18 protein-coding genes are annotated in these 17808 nt (G+C 73.7%); 7 read left to right on the top strand and 11 right to left on the bottom strand.

The genetic code is table 11. From position 1 onward, the window contains the following. Positions 1-8: 8 nt before the first annotated feature. Both H030_RS0114480 and H030_RS0114475 read right to left on the bottom strand, forming a co-directional pair. A complete protein-coding gene (locus tag H030_RS0114480; RefSeq protein WP_027006635.1) occupies positions 9-419 on the bottom strand; it encodes a hypothetical protein in 411 nt (136 codons plus the stop codon). A gap of 8 nt (positions 420-427) precedes the next feature. Continuing rightward, on the bottom strand, positions 428-1129 hold the full coding sequence (locus tag H030_RS0114475) for a hypothetical protein (RefSeq protein ID WP_027006634.1): 702 nt from the start codon (positions 1127-1129) through the stop codon (positions 428-430). 128 nt (positions 1130-1257) lie between these two features. Between H030_RS0114475 and H030_RS32245 the strand changes: the two genes are divergently transcribed. Then, positions 1258-2994, top strand: coding sequence for an alkaline phosphatase family protein (locus H030_RS32245; RefSeq protein ID WP_051222707.1), 1737 nt, complete (start codon positions 1258-1260; stop codon positions 2992-2994). Between the two features lie 179 nt (positions 2995-3173). Here H030_RS32245 and H030_RS0114465 read toward each other — a convergent pair whose 3' ends face one another. The 3 genes from H030_RS0114465 to H030_RS0114455 are packed head-to-tail and all read right to left on the bottom strand — an operon-like array spanning position 3174 to position 7350. Next, a complete protein-coding gene (locus H030_RS0114465; RefSeq protein ID WP_081690816.1) occupies positions 3174-3899 on the bottom strand; it encodes a DUF2334 domain-containing protein in 726 nt (241 codons plus the stop codon). Between the two features lie 3 nt (positions 3900-3902). Then, a complete protein-coding gene (locus tag H030_RS0114460) occupies positions 3903-5057 on the bottom strand; it encodes a glycosyltransferase (RefSeq protein WP_196809134.1) in 1155 nt (384 codons plus the stop codon). Then, positions 5047-7350 (bottom strand): glycosyltransferase, encoded by a 2304-nt coding sequence (locus H030_RS0114455; protein WP_155892051.1) that lies wholly within the window; start codon positions 7348-7350, stop codon positions 5047-5049. The genes H030_RS0114460 and H030_RS0114455 overlap by 11 nt, the downstream gene beginning before the upstream one ends. Before the next feature lie 197 nt (positions 7351-7547). On the opposite strand from H030_RS0114455, the gene H030_RS0114450 reads away from it, so the two are divergent. Both H030_RS0114450 and H030_RS32240 read left to right on the top strand, forming a co-directional pair. Continuing rightward, on the top strand, positions 7548-8327 hold the full coding sequence (locus H030_RS0114450) for an intradiol ring-cleavage dioxygenase (RefSeq protein WP_027006630.1): 780 nt from the start codon (positions 7548-7550) through the stop codon (positions 8325-8327). 60 nt (positions 8328-8387) lie between these two features. After that, positions 8388-8741, top strand: coding sequence for a luciferase family protein (locus H030_RS32240; RefSeq protein WP_051223344.1), 354 nt, complete (start codon positions 8388-8390; stop codon positions 8739-8741). Here H030_RS32240 and aroF read toward each other — a convergent pair. Further along, complete coding sequence (aroF, locus tag H030_RS0114440) at positions 8738-9760, bottom strand: 3-deoxy-7-phosphoheptulonate synthase (RefSeq protein WP_027006629.1); 1023 nt, start codon at positions 9758-9760, stop codon at positions 8738-8740. The genes H030_RS32240 and aroF overlap by 4 nt on opposite strands. A gap of 41 nt (positions 9761-9801) precedes the next feature. On the opposite strand from aroF, the gene H030_RS37120 reads away from it, so the two are divergent. Then, positions 9802-10338, top strand: coding sequence for a hypothetical protein (locus H030_RS37120; RefSeq protein ID WP_051222705.1), 537 nt, complete (start codon positions 9802-9804; stop codon positions 10336-10338). A gap of 78 nt (positions 10339-10416) precedes the next feature. Beyond that, the gene (locus H030_RS0114430) at positions 10417-11853 is read left to right on the top strand and encodes a hypothetical protein (protein WP_027006628.1); all 1437 of its coding nucleotides are present in this window, start codon (positions 10417-10419) and stop codon (positions 11851-11853) included. 3 nt (positions 11854-11856) lie between these two features. Here the strand turns inward: H030_RS0114430 and H030_RS0114425 are convergent, their stop codons facing one another. The 5 genes from H030_RS0114425 to H030_RS0114405 form a co-directional block, all read right to left on the bottom strand. Then, complete coding sequence (locus H030_RS0114425) at positions 11857-12798, bottom strand: sugar phosphate isomerase/epimerase family protein (RefSeq protein WP_027006627.1); 942 nt, start codon at positions 12796-12798, stop codon at positions 11857-11859. 63 nt (positions 12799-12861) lie between these two features. After that, a complete protein-coding gene (locus H030_RS0114420) occupies positions 12862-13722 on the bottom strand; it encodes a heavy metal-binding domain-containing protein (protein ID WP_051222703.1) in 861 nt (286 codons plus the stop codon). A gap of 25 nt (positions 13723-13747) precedes the next feature. Beyond that, positions 13748-14617 carry a heavy metal-binding domain-containing protein gene (locus tag H030_RS0114415; RefSeq protein ID WP_027006625.1) on the bottom strand — a complete coding sequence of 290 codons (870 nt, stop codon included), beginning with the start codon at positions 14615-14617 and terminating at the stop codon, positions 13748-13750. Further along, on the bottom strand, positions 14614-15426 hold the full coding sequence (locus H030_RS0114410) for a heavy metal-binding domain-containing protein (RefSeq protein ID WP_027006624.1): 813 nt from the start codon (positions 15424-15426) through the stop codon (positions 14614-14616). Before H030_RS0114410 ends, H030_RS0114415 begins: the two co-directional genes overlap by 4 nt. Further along, complete coding sequence (locus tag H030_RS0114405; protein WP_155892050.1) at positions 15423-15773, bottom strand: hypothetical protein; 351 nt, start codon at positions 15771-15773, stop codon at positions 15423-15425. Before H030_RS0114405 ends, H030_RS0114410 begins: the two co-directional genes overlap by 4 nt. 79 nt (positions 15774-15852) lie before the next feature. On the opposite strand from H030_RS0114405, the gene H030_RS32230 reads away from it, so the two are divergent. Further along, positions 15853-16704: a 3-keto-5-aminohexanoate cleavage protein gene (locus tag H030_RS32230; RefSeq protein ID WP_035127709.1), complete on the top strand. Its 852-nt coding sequence runs from the start codon at positions 15853-15855 to the stop codon at positions 16702-16704. Next, positions 16701-17807 carry a DegT/DnrJ/EryC1/StrS family aminotransferase gene (locus H030_RS0114395; protein WP_027006622.1) on the top strand — a complete coding sequence of 369 codons (1107 nt, stop codon included), beginning with the start codon at positions 16701-16703 and terminating at the stop codon, positions 17805-17807. Before H030_RS32230 ends, H030_RS0114395 begins: the two co-directional genes overlap by 4 nt. The last annotated feature ends 1 nt before the right edge of the window (position 17808 follow it).

Here is a 17808-nt window from a genome sequence, read left to right as displayed (position 1 = left end):
TTGTAGGACTACGCGGCGGTGCCGGCCTGGGGCAGCAGCCCAGCGCCGCACTGCCAGCAGAAGACCGCGCCGGACGAGTGGGGTGCGCGGCAGACGGGGCAGGTGCCCGCGACGCCGGAGTCCTCCATGCGGATGATGCGCTCGACCTCGGCCAGCTCGGCATCGACGTCCTGGAGGATCGCGGCGCGCTGCATCAGCACGTCGACGCGGATCGTCGCGCGCGTCGCCATCTCGTAGGTGAGGCCGCCGAGGTCCCACTGCAGCTCGGCCAGGCGGGCGCTCAGCTGGTCGCGGCGGCGGCGGAGGTCGATCGCCTCCTCGGGCTCGGGCACGGCCGACACGGCGGGCATGACCTGGGTGTCGCCGGGGGCGGACGCGTGCGTGTGCGCGCCGCGGCGCGGGAACGGGATCTTGCTCATGTCTTTTCCTAGCCGCCGAAGAAGTCGCCGGTGAACCTGCCGTCCTTGTAGCCCTTGCCGGTGCCCCTCTGGCCGAGCCTGACGACGGTGCCCTTCCTGGCGGCGACCCTGCCGTTGCCGGGCGTGGCGGCCTTGGCGTCGCTCTTGGAGTCCTTGGCCTTGGCGCCGTCCGACGACGCGTTCTTGGAGTCCTTGGCCCTGCTGTCGGACGAGCCGCTCGCCGCGGCGCCGGACGTGTCGCCCGGCGTGGTCCCGGACGCCCCCGCGCCCGCGACGGCGGCGCCCGCAGCGGCCGCGGCCGGCGCGCCGACCGTGATCACCTGCGGCGTCTTGGCCGTCGAGTTGTTGTTGTCGCTCGAGCGGCCGATCACGACGCCGACGCCGAGGGCGACGAGCAGCGTGCCGACGCCCGCGATCAGCGCGGTGTTCGTCGAGCCGCCGCCGCGCGGGCCGCGCGTCGTGGTGGTGACCACCGCCGGCGTGGCCGGCGAGCTGAGCGACGCGCGCCCGCTCATGACCGGCAGCCGCGGGTCGCCGTTGCGCTCGCCGCAGACCAGGCAGTAGCGCTGGTCGGTCGCCAGCGCGGCGCCGCAGTTCGAGCAGGCGCTCGCCGCGGCGACCGGTGCGGTCGCTGAAGTTGTGGGGTCCGGGAACGGGACGCTGGTCTGCGTCGGCTCGTCCGCCGGGTTGAGGGTGCTCGTGCTGTCCATGCGCGAGCCAAGTCTGCGTGGGAGAGGTTGTGAAGTTGTGAACGTCTGGTTTCCACCGTGTCGAAGGTTTGGGGACCTCCGGATGTTCACAAGTCGGTGACCCGCGCACGCGAAAGTGGGCGACCGCCGTGCCCGAGGACCGTCTTCCCCTGCCCAGCCGCGCCTGCCACGAGTGCGGGACCGCGCTCGCCGCCGACCAGCGCTACTGCCTGCACTGCGGCGTGCGCGTCCACGACCTGCCGCCGGAGATCGCGCAGCTGCTCGGCCACGCCGCGCCGGCGCGGTTCGTCGGGATGGCGGATCCGGAGCCGGAGGCCGTCGAGTCGCGCCGTTCCTTGTCGCCGCGGGTCGCCGCGCTGGCGGTCCTGGCGACGCTCGCGTTCGGCTCGGTGCTCGGGACCGTGATCTCGCCGGCGGCGGACTCGCTGGCGAGCGCGCCGGTCGTCGTCGCGATGGCGCCGGCCGCCGCGGCGCCCGTGGCCGCCGCGCCGGTGACCGACGACACCGCGTCGCCGCCGGCCGACGACGCCAGCTCCGACACGCCGGACACCAGCGGCGACACGAGCGTCGCCGACGACACGTCGAGCGCCGACACGACCGCGACCGACGACTCCGGGGATTCCGGCGACGGTGCCGCCGCTGCGCCCGGCGTCTACGCCGCCCCGAAGATCAAGCACGTGTTCTTGATCGTCCTGCACGGCCACGGCTACGACGAGTCGTTCGGGACGTCCTCGCAGGCGACCTACCTGTCGAGGACGCTGCCCAAGCAGGGCGAGATCATCCAGAACTACTACGGCGCGACGCAGGGCGAGCTGGCCAACAACATCGCCTTGATCTCCGGCCAGGGCCCGACGCTGCAGACGCAGGCCAACTGCCCCAACTACACCGACGTCACGCCCGGCACGGCGAGCGACACCGACGGCCAGGTGCTCGGCGACGGCTGCGTCTACCCCGCCGCGACCACGACGCTCCCGGACCAGCTGCTCAAGGCCGGCAGGACGTGGAAGGCGTACGTCGAGGACATCGGCAACGGTCCGGTCGACCAGGCGACGAGCTGCCGCCACGCCACTCTCGGCACCGCCGACCCGCTCCAGGCCCCGCGCGCGGCCGACGCCTACGAGACCTGGCGCAACCCCTTCATCTACTTCCACTCGCTGACCGATGGGACCGCGTGCGCCAACGGCGACGTCGGCCTCGGCCAGATGAGCCTGGACCTGCTGTCGCCCGACACCACGCCGGCGTTCTCCTACATCATCCCGAACGCCTGCCACGACGGCAGCGACACGCCGTGCGCCGACGGCTCGCCCGCGGGCATGAAGGCGGCCGACGACTGGCTGAAGGCGACGGTCCCGACGATCTTGAGGTCCAAGGCCTACGCCGACGGCGGCCTGCTGGCGATCACGTTCGACCAGGCACCGCAGACCGCGGCCGCCGGCGCGACCGTCGACTCCTCGCAGTGCTGCACGCCGAGCATGTTCCCGAACCTGCCGAGCACCACGGCGCCCGCGTCGACCACGACGCCGGCGAGCACGGCGACGCCCGCCTCGACCGTCCTTCCCGCGACGACCGCGGTCCCGGAGACGACGAGCACGACCGACCCGGCGTCGACCACCGCGCCCGCCTCGACGACCGTGCCCGCCGTCACCGACGACTCCGGCTCCTCACCCGGCGGCGGCAAGGTGGGGATGTTGCTCATCTCCGACGCCGTCAAGCCCGGCACGACCGACGTCATCGACTCCTTCAACCACTTCGCCTTCCTGAAGTCCATCGAGGACCTCTTCGGCCTCGACCACCTCGGCTACGCGAACGACCCGGCGATGCCGTCCTTCGGCAAGGCCGTGTACACCAACTCGTTCGCGAAGTAGCGGCGGCTGACGGCACAGACCACCGACCGTGGCTGTGCCGCGGCAGTGAGGATCGGTTTCCAAAGCAGACGCGCTGTCAGCGGCGACGGCCGCGGACAGCTACGTCGGCTGCGACACGGCCTCGGTAATCGCGCGTACCGAGCAGCGCGGTGCTGCGGTGGCCGTGTGTAGCGAGACGGTTAGCGCAGCGCGAGCTCGTCGTAGGTGACCGCCGCGCGGTCCCTGGAGCGGCGGAGGACGCGTTCGACGGCCTGCACGCAGCGGGGGTGGTCGAGGTCGGAGGGGTGGAGGTCCAACCGCAACAGGTCGCCGGACATCGCTGCGCCCGACCGGACGACGAGGGGTGAGGTCCAGCGCTTGAAGCGGGTGCTGGTCCCGAGCGTCAGGGCCGGTGCGGTCGTCGTCGTGCCGTCGGGCACGCGGTGCAGGCGGCCGATGCCGGCCCACCACTCGAAGGTCTGCGCCAGCGTCTCGCGCAGCGCGCCGGTGTAGGCGTAGCCCGGCGCCACGAACCCGCGCGGCTGGATCCCGGCGAGCTTCAGCAGGCGCCGCCCGGCCAGCACCGCGCGGCGCGTCTCGGCGATGTCGAGCCCGACGAACTCCGCGCACTCCCCCGCCTGCAGCTTCGCGACGAACTGCCGCGGCCCGTGCACGCGCCGGGCCTGGCGGTGCTGGAAGCCGTGCTGGGCGATCGCGTCGCCGCCGCGCGCGCACTCCTCCAGCCAGTCGGCCATCTCCGGCCGCCGGTCGGTGAACGGGTGCAGGTCCGGCGCCGGGATCACCAACAACGTGACGCGGTCGACGCCGTTGTCGTTGAGCCAGTCGCGGATCAGCGCGCAGCGCTCGAACGTCGCCGGCTCGACGTCGTGCAGCGACACCGCGATCGTCCCGCCGTGCCGGTGCACCGCTCAGCCCACCAGGTCCCGGAGGCCGTCCAGCTCCGCGGCGAACACGCGGTCCCAGCGGTGGCGCCACCCGAGCATCGCCGCCTCCTGCGGATCGGGCAGCGACATGTAGGCCTCGTCGATCGCGCGGTCCAGGTCGTCCGGATCCGCGGGGACGAAGCCGTGGCCGAGCCGCCCGATCGCATGCAGCGCGGGCGCCGTCGAGCAGGCCGCGACCGGCGTCCCGCACGCGGCGGCCTCCAGCGCGGCGAGCCCGAACGTCTCGTGCTCGCCCGGCATCACGACGCAGCGCGCGCTCGCGTAGCGATGCGCAAGCCGGACACGATCCCGCGCATGCGGGCGGAAGCTGATGCGCGCGCTCAACCCCAGCCTGCGCGCGCGGGTCCGGAGCGTCTCCTCCAGCGGCCCACTCCCCACGATCCGCAGCGGCCACGGATCGGCGCTCCGGGCGGCGGCCTCCAGCAGCTCCAGCACGCCCTTCTCGCGCGACAGCCGACCGACATACAGCACATGGTCGCCGCGCGCGACGTCGGCCCGCGAACGGAACGCCTCGTGGACGCCCAACCGCAGCGGCATCGTCGCGAGCCGCCCGAAGTCGGCCATCGTGTCGACGTTGCTCATCACCGCGTCGACGTGCCGGCCGGACCGGCGCAGCCAGCGCCGCAGCAGCGGCGCGTACACGCGCGACGGGCCGGGCAGCGAGGCCGCCTCGAGGTTCGACGTGCCGTGGTGGACCGCGACGGTCCGGGCGCCCAGCTCGCGTGCGCAGGAGATCACGTCGACCGGCCACCAGAACGGGTCGTGCAGCAGGACGACGTCGGGCTGCAGCGCCCTCAGCGTCTCCTTCAGCGCGCCGGCGCCGAGCGGGACGCGGTAGCCGTTGGCCGCGACGACGCGCATCGACGGCAGCTCGTGGCGCCCGGACTCGTGCTTCTCCTTCGCGCCCGGGACCAAGATGTGGTGGTCGATCGCGCCCGGGTTGCGGATCGCGTGCTCGGCCTTGGCGTCGAGGTAGGTCCGGATCCCGCCGGAGCGCTCGCCGTAGAACAGCGCGACGTCGGCGACCTTCAGCGGCCGCGGCGGCGCCGCGTCGCGACGCGCGAAGCGCGACCCGGCGCGGCTCGCGCCGCCCTCGAGGACCGCCAGCTCAGGCGGCACGGCGCGCCCCGCCGACGACCGCGCCATCGACGCCCAACGCGCGCCGGTAGCCGGTCGCCAATCGCTCCAGCGCGCGGTCCCAGGTGCGCTCGGCGACCGCGGCCCGCGCTGCGCCCGCAAGACGTACACGTTGCTCTGCGTCCCCCGCGAGCGCGACGACCGCGTCGGCCAGCGCCTCGGCGTCCGGCGCGCACAGGCGGCCGGTCACGCCGTCCTCGACGATCGAGCACGGGCCGCCCTCGGCGACCGCGACGACCGGCAGGCCGCTCGCCTGCGCCTCCAGCAGCACCTGGCCGAACGTGTCGGTCCGTGAGGCGAACAGGAAGACGTCGGCGCTCGCGTAGGCGTCGGCCAGCGCGTCGCCCTCCAACCACCCCAAGAACGTCGCGTGCTCGCCCAGGCGGTCCCGCAGCATCTGCTCCTCCGGACCGCCACCCGCCAGGACGAGGTGCAGGCGCGGGTCGCGCGCACGGGCCGCCAGGAACGCGTCCGCGAGCAGGTCGGCGCCCTTCTCGGCGGTCAGCCGGCCCGAGTACATGATGTTGATCTCGCCCGGGAAGGCATCCACCTTGCGTCGGTCCGGCGAGAAGCGGCTGACGTCCACCCCGCGGTCCCAGCGCCCGACGCGCCCCGCGTCGATCCCCAGCCCACCGAGCACCGCGTCGCTCGCCTCGCTCGGCGAGAGCACGACCTCGCACTGCCCGTAGAACATCGACATGGCCGCGTTGGCGAAGGCCTCCAACATGGGGTCCATCGACCGGACGCCCGCGTAGGACCCCAACTCGGTGTGGTAGCTGCCGAGCACGGGCAGGTCCATGATCCGCGCGGTCAGCAGCGCGGCGACGCCGGCCGGGCCGGGCGAGCAGACGTGCACGAGGTCGTAGCGGCCCTCGGCCAGCGCCTCGACGATCGTCGGGACGCTCGGGACGCCGACCTGCAACCCCTTGTAGAACGGGACCTCGACCTCGGCGACCGCGCCGAGGCGGCGGTCGGCGATGATGTCGGTCGAGACGATCTCGACCTCGAAGCCCGGGACCCCGCGGTGGCGCAGCTCCTGCAGCGTGTGCGTGACGCCGTGCATCCCGCCGACGCCGTCGGCGACCAGCGCGACGCGGCGCGGCGCGCCGTCCTCGTCCGGGACGAGCTTCGACTTCTCCTTGCCCAGGAACGCGGCGGCCGGCGCGTAGGGGATCGCGGCGACGCAGGCGTCGAACAGGTCCGCGGCGCTCGTCGCCAGCCCGCCCGCGCCGCGCTCGCCGACGCCGGCGATCACGCTGTCGACGACGCGCGCGAGCTTGCGCTCGTGCGTGCGGCGCGCGCGGCGGAACAGGTCGGCGTGGCGGAAGTCGTCGTCCTTCATCGCGGCCAGCAGGTCGGTGCTGGAGAGGTGCGCGAGGCCGACCGCGTCCAGCCACGCGCGCAGCAGCGCGCGGGCATCCTCGGGCTGGAGGTCGGCGCCCATCGCGCCGCGGCGCGCCTCGCCCTCGTTCATGACGCGCTCGACCATCCGCAGGACGGTGGCCGGGTTCAACTCATCGTGGTTGCCTTGCTCGGCGGCGGCGTCCGCCGGCTCCAGCGAGCGGACCGCCAGCGCCATCGCGGCGTGCGCCCACTTCGCGGCGCTGCCCTGGTCGCCCGCGGCCCGCGCGCGGCCCTTGCGGATGTGCTGGAGGAACTCCTGCGGGGTCTCGGCGTAGGGCGTCTCGGTGAACGTGCGGCCGATGTCGACGCCCGCGTGGTCGTCGCTGCCGCCGACGCCGGTCCCGCCGTGGGTCTCGACGTAGATGAAGGCCGGGAGGTTCAGCTCCTTGGCGCGGGCGCCGTTGCGCACCTCCCAGACCGGGAACAGCTGCGCGAGGCGGCGGCGGTGGCGCGGGGTCAGCGGCGCCTCGACCGCGTAGAACGGGTGCGCGAGCGCGCAGGCGATCTCGTGGTCGTGCAGGTACTCGGCGACCGACTCGACGCAGTTCGAGATCGCCTGGAGGTCGAGGAACTGCTCCTCGGTGATGCCCATGACGAGCACGTGGACGGCCTGCGGCTCCTCGCGGAACCAGCACGTCAGCTCGACCGAGATGAAGACGCGCGGGTCGTGCGCGATCTCCAGGACGCCGGCGATCGTGTCGTGGTCGGTGATCGTCACGAAGTCCATGCCGCGCTGCAGCGCGAGCTCCAGGACCTCCTGCGGTGGCGTTGCGCATTCGGGGAGTCCGAGTGCTCGCTGAACGCCCAGCTTCGACAGCTGCGAAGCGGTCGAGTGGCAGTGCAGGTCGGCCCGGCTCGTACGCGCGGTCATGCCACGAGAATCCCCTGCTAGCGGTGGCCTTCTGTGAAAGCTCCGCCAACACCCCGTGACGGGGATGTGAACGGTTTGGGTGCGGACCTTCGAGCGTTTTCACGTGGTCCTGCCGGGCAGGCAGAGCGGCGGCTCTGACGGGCCAGTCCCAGCGAGCGCTCAGGCCGTTCCCAGCCGGACGGTCGATGGTTCTCGCCGTGAGCCATGAACCCCACGGCGACGGCCTGCATGAGGACCTCGTCAAGCTCGCCTCGCGGCGCGATGCGTTGAAGCTCTTCGGCGCGGGCGGTGCGGCGGCGATCCTCGCGACGCTCGGAGGTGCCGGCAGCGCGCTGGCCGCGAAGCGGCCGACCGGCACGGCGCCGAGCGAGACGGCGGGACCGTATCCCGGCGACGGGTCGAACGGGCCGGATGTGCTGACCGAGTCCGGGATCGTCCGCCACGACATCCGGCGCTCGTTCGGCGACTCCAGGACGCTGGCGACCGGCGTCCCGCTGCGCGTCAACCTCACGGTCACCGACGCGAGCAAGGACTACAGGCCGCTATCGGGCGTCGCCGTGTACGCCTGGCACTGCGACCGCCAGGGCAAGTACTCCATGTACGGCTCCGGCGTCACCGACGAGAACTACCTGCGTGGGATCGTCAAGACCGACAGCGACGGGCTGGCGTGGTTCAAGACGATCTACCCCGCCTGCTACTCGGGCCGCTGGCCGCACATCCACTTCGAGGTGTACGCCTCGGTCGCCAAGGCGGTGGCCAACGGGCCGATCGTCAAGACCTCGCAGATCGCGATGCCGGCCGCGGCGTGCAGGAAGGTGTACGCGTCGAGCCTGTACCCGGGCAGCACGCGCAACCTGTCGCAGGTGTCGTTGTCCACCGACAACGTGTTCTCCGACGACAGGGCGATCCGCCAGCTGGCGACGGTCACCGGGAACGTCAGGGAGGGGTTCGTCGCGAACCTCACGGTCGGCGTCTGAGCAGACTCCGCGAAATTCGCCCTTGACTTCAAGTTGACTTGAACTTGCATCATGCTCGTCATGAGCACCGAGACGCAGTTGGGCGCGAGCGCGCGGATCACCGAAGTGGTGACGGCCTGGCCGGGCGTCGAGGCCGGCTTCGGCCGCCGCGGCGAGTGGTCGTTCAGGGTCGGCCGCAGGGAGATCGGCCATCTCCACGGCGATCACGCGGCGCACTTCATGCTGCCCAAGGACGTCTTCGACGAGCTCCTCGCCGCGGGCCGCGTCGGCCCACACCCCGTGTTCCCCGACCGGCGTGGGCCCGCGGCGCGACGCATCGACGACGACACAGACGTCGCCGACGTCATCGCGCTGATGCGCGAGCAGTACGAGCGGATCGGCGGCGCCGGCGACGGCGCCGCCGGCGAGGCCTAGGCCGGCGTCGCCACCTGCGCGACCGCGCGCACGCGCGCGGCGAACTGCGGGAGCGCGTCGAGCGTGATCGCCTGCGGCCCGTCGCAGCGCGCAGTGCGCGGGTCCGGGTGGCACTCGACGATCAGGCCGTCGGCCCCGCAGGCGGCCGCGGCGAGCGCCAGCGGCTCGACCAGCGCGCGGCGCCCGGCCGCGTGAGACGGATCGACGATCACCGGAAGGTGCGTGTGCTCCTTGAGCACGGTGACGGCGGCGAGGTCCAGGCACGACCGCGCCGGCGTCGCCTTCGCGTGGATCCCGCGCTCGCACAGCACGACGTTCGGGTTGCCCTCGGTCAGGATGTACTCGGCGGCGAGCAGGAAGTCGTCGATCGACGCGCCCATCCCGCGCTTGAGCAACACCGGCAGCCCGGCGCGGCCCAGCTCGGTCAGCAGCGGGAAGTGCTGCATGTTGCGCGCGCCGACCTGGATGCAGTCGGCGTACTCGACGACCTGCTCGACGTCGCGCAGGTCGGTCAGCTCGGTCACGACCGGCAGGCCGGTCTCCTCGCGGGCCTCGGCGAGGATCTTCAGGCCCTCCAGCCCCAGGCCCTGGAACGCGTACGGCGACGTGCGCGGCTTGAACGCGCCGCCGCGCAGCAGGTCGGCGCCCGCGTCCGCGCACGCACGCGCGGCGGTCAGCGTCTGGTCGCGCGACTCGACCGCGCACGGGCCGAGGATCAGGCGGAAGTCCGCGGCGATGCCGCCGAACGCGACGCCCGCGATCTCGACCGGATGCGGCTGGTCGCCGTGGCGGTGCTTGTGCGCGAGCTTGTAGGGCGAGGACACCGCGACGACGCGGTCCACGCCCGGATCGGCGTCCAGCTCGAGCGAGGCGATGTGGTCGCGATCGGCGTCGATCACGCCGATCACCGTCTGCTCGGCGCCGACGACGCGCTGCGCGCCGGCCCCCGTGGCGGTGATGCGCTCGGTCACCGCGTCGATCTCGGCGGAGGTGGCGTCAGGGTGGAAGATGACGAGCATGAGGGGCGGAACGGTGCCACAAGTCGCCTACCATCGTCGGCATGACGACCAAGGCATCGTTCAACGCCGAGGACTGGACGGTCATCACGACGGCCCCCGCGCTCGCCGGGCTGCTGGTCGCCTCCGCCGAGCCGGGCGGCAACCTGCGCGAGTCCGTCGCGCTGTCGCGCGGCTACGCGGAGGCGCGCGCACGGCAGCCGGGCGAGCTGCTGGAGGACGTGCTGACGACCGCGCCGTCGCTCGACGCCAGCAACCGGCCCAAGACGCCGGAGGACATCCGGGCGGCCGCGCTGGAGCAGCTGCGCAGGGCGGTCCGGACGCTCGACCGCGTGGCGCAGGACGACGAGTTGGTGGAGTACAAGCGGTTCGTGTACTCCTTGGCCGAGAGCGTCGCGCACGCCCACAAGGAGGGCGGGTTCCTCGGGATCGGCGGCACGCCGGTCTCGGCGAACGAGCAGCAGGCGCTGGACGCGATCGCCGCGATCTTCGACGAGCCGATCCCGGTGGAGGGCGAGTCCCCGGTGGAGGAGGAGTCCCCGGTGGAGGAGGAGTCCCCGGTGGAGGGCGAGTCGTCGTAGGCGCTCGCCGGACGTGAGCGTCGCCCCGGCGGGCGCGTTGCACGTAACCTTCCCGTGGTGAGCCTCGTTGTTCGGTCCATGATGAAGACCACCGTCGCCGCCGTCGTCGCGGCGGCCGCCCTGGTGCCCGCGGCCGCGCAGGCCGCCGCGCCGTGGAGCGCGCCGAGCGGGTTCGGCACGCCGGCCGACTTCGTGCGCCAGCCGGTCCTGGCCTTCGGCGCCAACGGCAACGGGCTCGCGGGCTGGAACACGAGCCTCCAGCCGCCGACCGGCGTCCAGCCGCCGCCGTCCGGGAGCGTCCTGCGGCTGACGCAGGGCGACGGGTACGGCGAGCTGCGCGCGCTGCCCGAGCAGCTCGTCGCCGGGCCGGCGCTCGGCGCCGACGGGCGCGGGCTGATCCTGCGCTCGGCGACGACCGCGGGCGGCCAGAGGACCAGCATCACGTGGTCGAACGCCAACGCCGCGGGCGCGGTCGGCGCGGCGCGGCCGCTGGTCACCGCGACGCTCGCGCAGGCGCCGCGACTCGCGGTCGACTCGCACGGCGACGCGCTCGCCGGCTGGGCGGAGATCACGCCGCCGCGCAGCAGGCGCCAGCTGTGGAGGACGCTGACGGTCAAGGTCGCCTGGAGGCCCGCGGGCGCCAGGACGTTCTCCAAGCCGCAGGCGCTGTTCGACACCCAGGCGCTCGACTACGACCATCCGGGCGACGTCGTCGTGGCGCTCAGCAACACGGGCCGCGCGCTGGTCGCCTACGCCGACGGGCACGAGACCAGGCACGGCACCAAGACCAACATGTACGCCTGGACCGCGCCGCGGGCGGGTGCGAGGTTCGGCAAGCGCCTGACCGCCGGTCCGCACGACGGGATCGCCGAGACCGCGGCGCTGGTCGACGAGCGCGGCCGCTCCACGATCGTCTGGGGCAGCCAGGACGGCGGCGAGGAGGCGAACAGGCCGTGGGTCGTGCGCGCCGCGTCGCTCGTGGCGGGGGCCAGGCACTTCGGTGCCGTGCAGACGCTCGACACCGCCGGCGCGGTCAACCGGCCCGAGGGGACGGTCGCGGTCGCCGCCGACGGCGTCGGGCACGTCACCGCCGCGTGGTCGGGCGTCGTCCGCGACCCGAGGGTGCTGCAGGGGATCGCGTTCCCGGTGCAGACCGCGACGCTCGACCCCGCGACGGGTGCGTTCGGCACGACGCAGGAGCTCGCGCCCGACGGCGCGGTCGGCGGCGTTGCGGTCCGGCTGCGCGACGGCGCGGCGGTCGTCACCTGGGCGCACGTCATCCGCGAGCAGCTCACCGACCAGGCGATGGCGGCCGTCCGCCCCACCCCGACCGCGCCGTTCGGCGCGCCCGAGGCGCTCGCCGAGCCCGACGACGCGCAGCCGCCGGCCGTCGCCTTCGACCCCGCGACGGGCGCGCCGGTCGCCGCGTGGAGCGCGCGCCCGGGCGGGCACGACCCGTTCTTCGGGCTGCAGCGCGACGCGGTCCTGCGGGTCGCGTCGCGCGCCGCGCCGTAGGCGCTACGCCGCGGCGGCGACCGGAGCGGCCGACGCCGCCGCGCGTCGCAGAAGCGCGGTGGCGCCGGCCGCCAGCGCCGCCGGCGCCACGCCGTGGGATCGCTCCACCTCGAGCACGAGCGGCGCGTGGTGGCCGGCCAGGAGCGGGCCGAGGCGATCCCACGGGAGGCAGCCCGCACCGGGCGGCAGGTGGAGATCGAGACGAAGCGGGTCGACCCCGGGAGCCCCGAGGTCGTGGCGCCGAGCGCCAAGGTTGTCGTGCAGGTGGAACGCGACCGCGTCCTGGAGCGCCGCCCGGACCGCGCGCTCCGCGCTCTCCCCGCGCAGCGCGGCGCAGATGTGCGCATGCCCGACGTCGAGCAGCAGCCCCAGCGCGGGCGAGCCGATCCGGCGGACGAGGTCCCGCAGCGTGAGCACGTCGTAGCCGACGTGCGGCAGGACCGGCGACGCCGGCCACACCGGCGCCCGGTTCTCCAGCGCGAGCGTGAACCCGAGCACCTCGGCGCGCGCCGCGAAGCGCTGCAACGAGCGCTCCTCGGCCGCCAGTCGCTCGTCCAGGCGCGCGGCCGCAGACGAACCCTCAGCGATCGGGAAGTCCATGCCGTGCACGGCGACGATCTCCGCACCCGCCTCCGCCGCGTAGTCCAGCAACCCGTCGAAGGCCCGGTCGTGCTCGATGGTCCCGGCGCTGAGATCGTCGGGCGCGTGGAGGAGCAACCGCAGGCCGTGAGGATCCAGGGCGGTGCGCAGCGCACGCGCATGACGGCGGCTCCGTTCCCGGTCGGCCAGCATGGGACGCGGCGGTGTGTGGATCTGCACCCACGCGAAGCCGGCCGACTCATAGGAGCGCAGCAACGGCGTCGAGGGCCACTGATCGCGGTGGACGTTGAGGCCGAGGCGAGTGCCGAGCTCGATCGTCACGAGCACCAGCTTGCCCCGCCCCACACGATCACCTGTGACCGCTCAGTGATCGGCGGGTGAAGGACCGGTGAACCGCGCGCGTCCGTGCTAGAACCCCTTGAACCCGGACTGGCGCTGGTCGTCGAGGGAGAGCACGAACGAGGGGTCCGGGATCGTGTGGTCGTCGGAGGTCGGGATGACCGCGGTGCCGACCGCGAAGTACTCCAGGACGTGCGAGGACCAGCCGTGGTTGCCCTCGACGAGCTGGACGCCGACGATGCCCTCGGCCTGTGCCGCCTCGGCCTCGGCCTGCATGCGCTCCATCGCCAGCTCGCGCGCGTCGTAGAGCGCCTGGGTGAAGTTCGGCATCTCGGTGTTGCGCCCGACGCGCGACAGCCACGAGCCCAGGCCCTGGTGGGCGACGTGGTAGACGCACGTCCCCATCACCATCGACACCGGCCGGTAGCCCGCGCTCAACAACGTGTAGAAGTCCTGGCCGCTGAGGTCGGACGTGAACGGGCGCCCGGACGGCGCGCGGTGCAGCTCGCCCTCGCGGTGGCGCACGGCGGTCCCGATCGCGACGAACTCGGCGAGGTCGTTGCCCCACTCGCGCCGCGACACGTCGAGCCGGACCGCGACGATCCCGTCCGCGCCGAGCTGCTCGGCCTCCTCCTCCATGCGCGTCATCGCCAGCTCGCGGGCGTGGTACATCGCCTGCGTGAGGACGTCCATCTCCTGGTTCTTGGACCAGTTCGAGGCCTGGAACCCGATGTGGTAGATCGACGACCCGACGACAAGCCCGAGCGGCTCGAAGCCCGCGGCCCGGACCAGCAGGAACTCGTTGACGGACAGGTCGCTGGTGAACAGCGTGCCCTTCATCCGCTCCAACCGCTCCCGCCCGTGCTCCGGGATCCCCGCGGTCGAGCTGGGGTCGTACTCCTCCTGCGACTGCTGGTCCTTGTCGGCCATGGTGTAGGTGTAGCTCCTTGTGCTGTTACAACTTCAAGGCGATGTACTTGAACGGTGGCAGCGCGTCGCCGTCGTCGATCTCGGCGATCGCGGTGCCGAGCGCGTGGATCTCGACGACGATGTCGTGGTACCTGGTGTCGTTGTCGTCGCGGTCGCGCTCCTCGACGTGGCGCTCGATCTCGACGCCGACGACGCCGGTCGCGTAGACCTCGTGGGCCCCGCGCTCGACGCGCCGCAGCGCCAACCTGTAGGCGTCGCGCATGCCGGTCGTCCAGTCCGGGACCTCCTCGTTGCGCCACCCGCGGAGCAGCCCCGGCCTGCGCCCCTGGCCGAAGGTTGTCATGACCTGCGCGACCGTCGAGCCCCCGGCGATCCCGACCGGCCAGAAGCCGTGAGCGCTCAGCTTCGCCACGTCCTGACCGGACAGCGTCGACAGCAGCGGGCCGTCGTCGCCGACCGCGTAGCGGCGGCTGCGCACCGCGGTCCCGGTGACGGCGAACTCGACGAGGTCGGTCACCCAGTCGCGGCGCAGGCGCTTGATCGTCACGCCCAGGACGAGGTCGGCGCCGCACGCCGCGGCCTCGGCGCGCAGCCCCTCGATCGCCTGCTCGCGCGCGCTGTTCCAGGCGGTCGTCTGCCGCTCCAGCTCGACGGTCTCGACCTCCTGCTGCCAGCGCTGCATCCGGCGGACCGCCTCCTGGCGCTGGAACGCGACGTAGCGGTCCTCCGCCGGGTCGGCCGGCGCGACCTGCTGGGCGTACCTGAGCCGCTCGCGCCAGCCCAGGGTGTGGAACGACGCGCCCATCACCTGCCGGATCGGGACGAAGCCCGCGTGGGCGACGGCGAACGCCTCGCGGGTCCCGAGCGCGCTGGTGAAGGGACGCGCAGAGCTCATGACAGCGGCAACACCATCGTCTTGACCGACGGTGGCGGCGCGCCCGCGCCCTGCGCGACCTCCACGATCGCCGTCCCCAGCACGTGCATCTCCAGGATCAGGTCGACGTAGGTGGTGTTGTTGACGTCGCGCTCGCGCGTGCGCTGCGAGCGGTCGATGCTCACGCCCACGACGCCGGTCGCGCCCAGCACGCGCGCGTCGGCCTCGACGCGCCGCATCGCCAGCGCCCGCACGTCGTACATGCCCCTGCTGAAGTCCGGCAGCTCCTGGTTGTAGTTGGAGGAGAACAGCCCGCCCGAGCGGCGCGTCTGGTCCCACCCCGACGCGACGTAGGCGACGGTCGACCCGCCCACGATCCCGGCCGGCCAGAACCCGTGGGCGATCAGCTTCGCGACGTCCTGCCCCGACAGCGAGCACAGCAGCGGCGCGCCGTCGCCGACGTCGTGGCGCGCCGAGCGCACCGCGGTCCCCGTCGCGACGAACTCCGCCAGGTCGCTCGCCCAGTCGCGCAGCCGCCGGACGATCCGGACGCCGACGACCGCGTCGGCGCCACACGCGACCGCCTCGTCGCGCAGCCGCCGGACGGCGGCGGTCCGCGCCTGGTTCCACGCCTCGGTCTGGTTCTCCAGCTCGGTCGTCCCGCCCGCGCCGCGCAGGTTCCAGCCGCCGCCCGCCGACCACGGCGTCGTCTGCCAGCCCATCTTGAAGTACGACACGCCCAGCACCTGGCGCAGCGGCACCAGCCCGGCGTGGCTGACCGCGAGCGCCTCGCGGGTCCCCAGCGCCGAGCTGAACGGCCGCCTCGTCATGCGTCGAGCAGGCCCTGCAGCGCGGTCCGGGCGCGCTCCGACCGCGCGGCCTCGTCGACGAGGTCGGCCGAGAGCGCGTCGATCCACGCGCCGACCTCCAGCTCCTCGGTCTTCAGCGCGATCCCGCGGACCACGACGCGCCGCGCGCAGCGGACCCGCCGCTTCTCCCGCCGCGCCTCGTAGTGGGCGTCGCCGAGCGCGACCCTCACCGCCTCCGGCCTGCCCCTGCCGAGGAAGCCGCCGCGCTCCACCTCGACCTGCTCGGGCAGCGCCTCGGCGAGCTTGCCGACCAGCACGTCGAAGAAGACGTCCACGTCTCCCGCGTCGGCCCGCAACGCGGATGTCACCAGATCGAGCTCCCCGGCCATTCGTCAGGCAGCCTACCCACGGCGCGCGCCGACCCACCGCGGTACATTCGGCGGCCGCATGGCATCCGACCCCCTGATCGTCAACCTCGCCCCCACCGGGATGGTGCCGATGCGGGCGGACACGCCGCACGTCCCGCTGACCACCGCCGAGATCCTGGCCGACGTCGAGCGCTGCGCGGAGGCCGGCGTCGCGATCGTCCACGTCCACGCGCGCAGGCCCGACGGCACGCCCAGCCAGGACCCGGACGACGTCGCGCCGATCGTCGAGGGGATCCGCGCGATCGACCCCGAGCTGATCGTCTGCGTGAGCTGCAGCGGCCGGATCGAGCCGTCGCTGGAGGCCCGCGCGGCCGTGCTCGACCTCGACGGAGCGGCACGGCCCGACATGGCGTCGCTGACGCTCGGCTCCAACAACTTCCTGCGCCAGGCGTCGGTCAACGCGCCCGACGTCGTCCTCGGCCTCGCCCGCCGGATGCGCGAGCGCGGCATCCGGCCGGAGCTGGAGGCCTTCGAGCCCGGCATGCTCGCGTGGGGCGCGCACCTCGCGGAGCGCGGCGAGATCGAAGGCCCGCACTACGCCAACATCCTGCTCGGGAACCCCGGGACCGCGCCGCTGCTGCCCGCGACGCTCGCCGCGTTCCTCGCCGTCGCGCCGCCGGACACGACGTGGGCGCTGGGCGGGATCGGGCGCTTCCAGCTCGACGCCACCATGTTGGCGATCGCCGCCGGCGGCCACGTGCGCGTCGGGCTGGAGGACAACATCTGGCTCGACCGCGACCGCACGACGCTCGCGACCAACGCCGCGCTCGTCGGGCGCGTCGCGCAGCTCGCCGCGCTGGCCGAGCGCCCGCTCGCCACGCCCGCGCAGGCGCGCGAGCGGCTCGGCCTCCCGCTCGCGGTCCCGCGATGATCGGCGTCTTCGGCGCGCGCACGGGCGCCGAGGAGCTGGCCGCGCTGGCGCCGAGCGTCCGCGACGGCTGGATGGGCATGGGTCCGCAGGTGGCCGCGTTCGAGGCGGCGCTGGGCGACCGGCTCGGCGCGCCGCTGGTGATGGTCGACAGCGGCTCCAACGCGCTGCACGCGGCGGTCGCCGCGCTCGGCCTGCCGCCGGGCAGCGACGTGCTCGTGCCGTCCTGGACCTGGATCGCCTGCGCCAACGCGGTCGCGCTCGCCGGCCACCGGCCGGTCTTCGTGGACGTCGAGGAGGCCACGCAGAACGTGACCGCTGAGCTGTGCGCAGCGGTCCTGACGCCGCGCGCCGCGGCGATCATGGTGGTGCACTACGCCGGGAAGCCGGTCGACGTCGGCGCGGTCGCCGCGCTCGGCCTGCCGGTCCTGGAGGACGCGGCCCACGCGATCGACTCGGCGCTCGACGGCCGCGCGTGCGGGACGCTCGGCGCCGCCGGGATCTACTCGTTCGACGCCGTCAAGAACCTCGCGACGCCCGACGGCGGCGCGGTCACCGCGCAGGACCCGGACGTCCTGGAGCGCGTGCGCTCGCTGCGCTACTGCGGGCTGGAGCGGTCCGGGTTCGCGGCGTCGTCCAACGGCGGCGCGGCCGGCCGCTGGTGGGAGACCGCGCACACCGCGCCGTTCCCGCGGATGCTGCCCAACGACGTCTCGGCGAGCATCGGCCTGGCGCAGCTCGATCGGCTGGCGGCCAACCAGGCGCGGCGCGCCGCGATCTGGGCCCACTACCAGCGCGAGCTGGGCGAGTTGGGGTGGTTGATCACGCCGGAGGATCCCGGGCCGCGCGAGCGCCACTCGTGGTTCACCTACTTCGTGCGCGTGACCGACGGGCGCCGCGACGCGCTCGCCCACGCGCTGCTCGGCGCCGGGATCTACACCACGATGCGCTACCCGCCGCTGCACCGGATGCCGGCGTTCGGAGCGCAGGCGCAGCGCCTGCCCGTGAGCGAGCGGCTCGCCGAGACCGGCCTGAACCTGCCGCTGCACCCGGCGCTCACCGACGCCGAGGTCGACCAGGTCGTCACGGCCGTTCAGGGGTTCTGAG

Origin of the sequence: Conexibacter woesei Iso977N (genome assembly GCF_000424625.1) — a bacterium.
In the GTDB taxonomy this organism is placed as follows: Bacteria; Actinomycetota; Thermoleophilia; order Solirubrobacterales; family Solirubrobacteraceae; genus Baekduia; species Baekduia woesei_A.
Note: the sequence above shows the minus strand (reverse complement) of the source record. Positions and strands in the feature narration are given on the sequence as shown.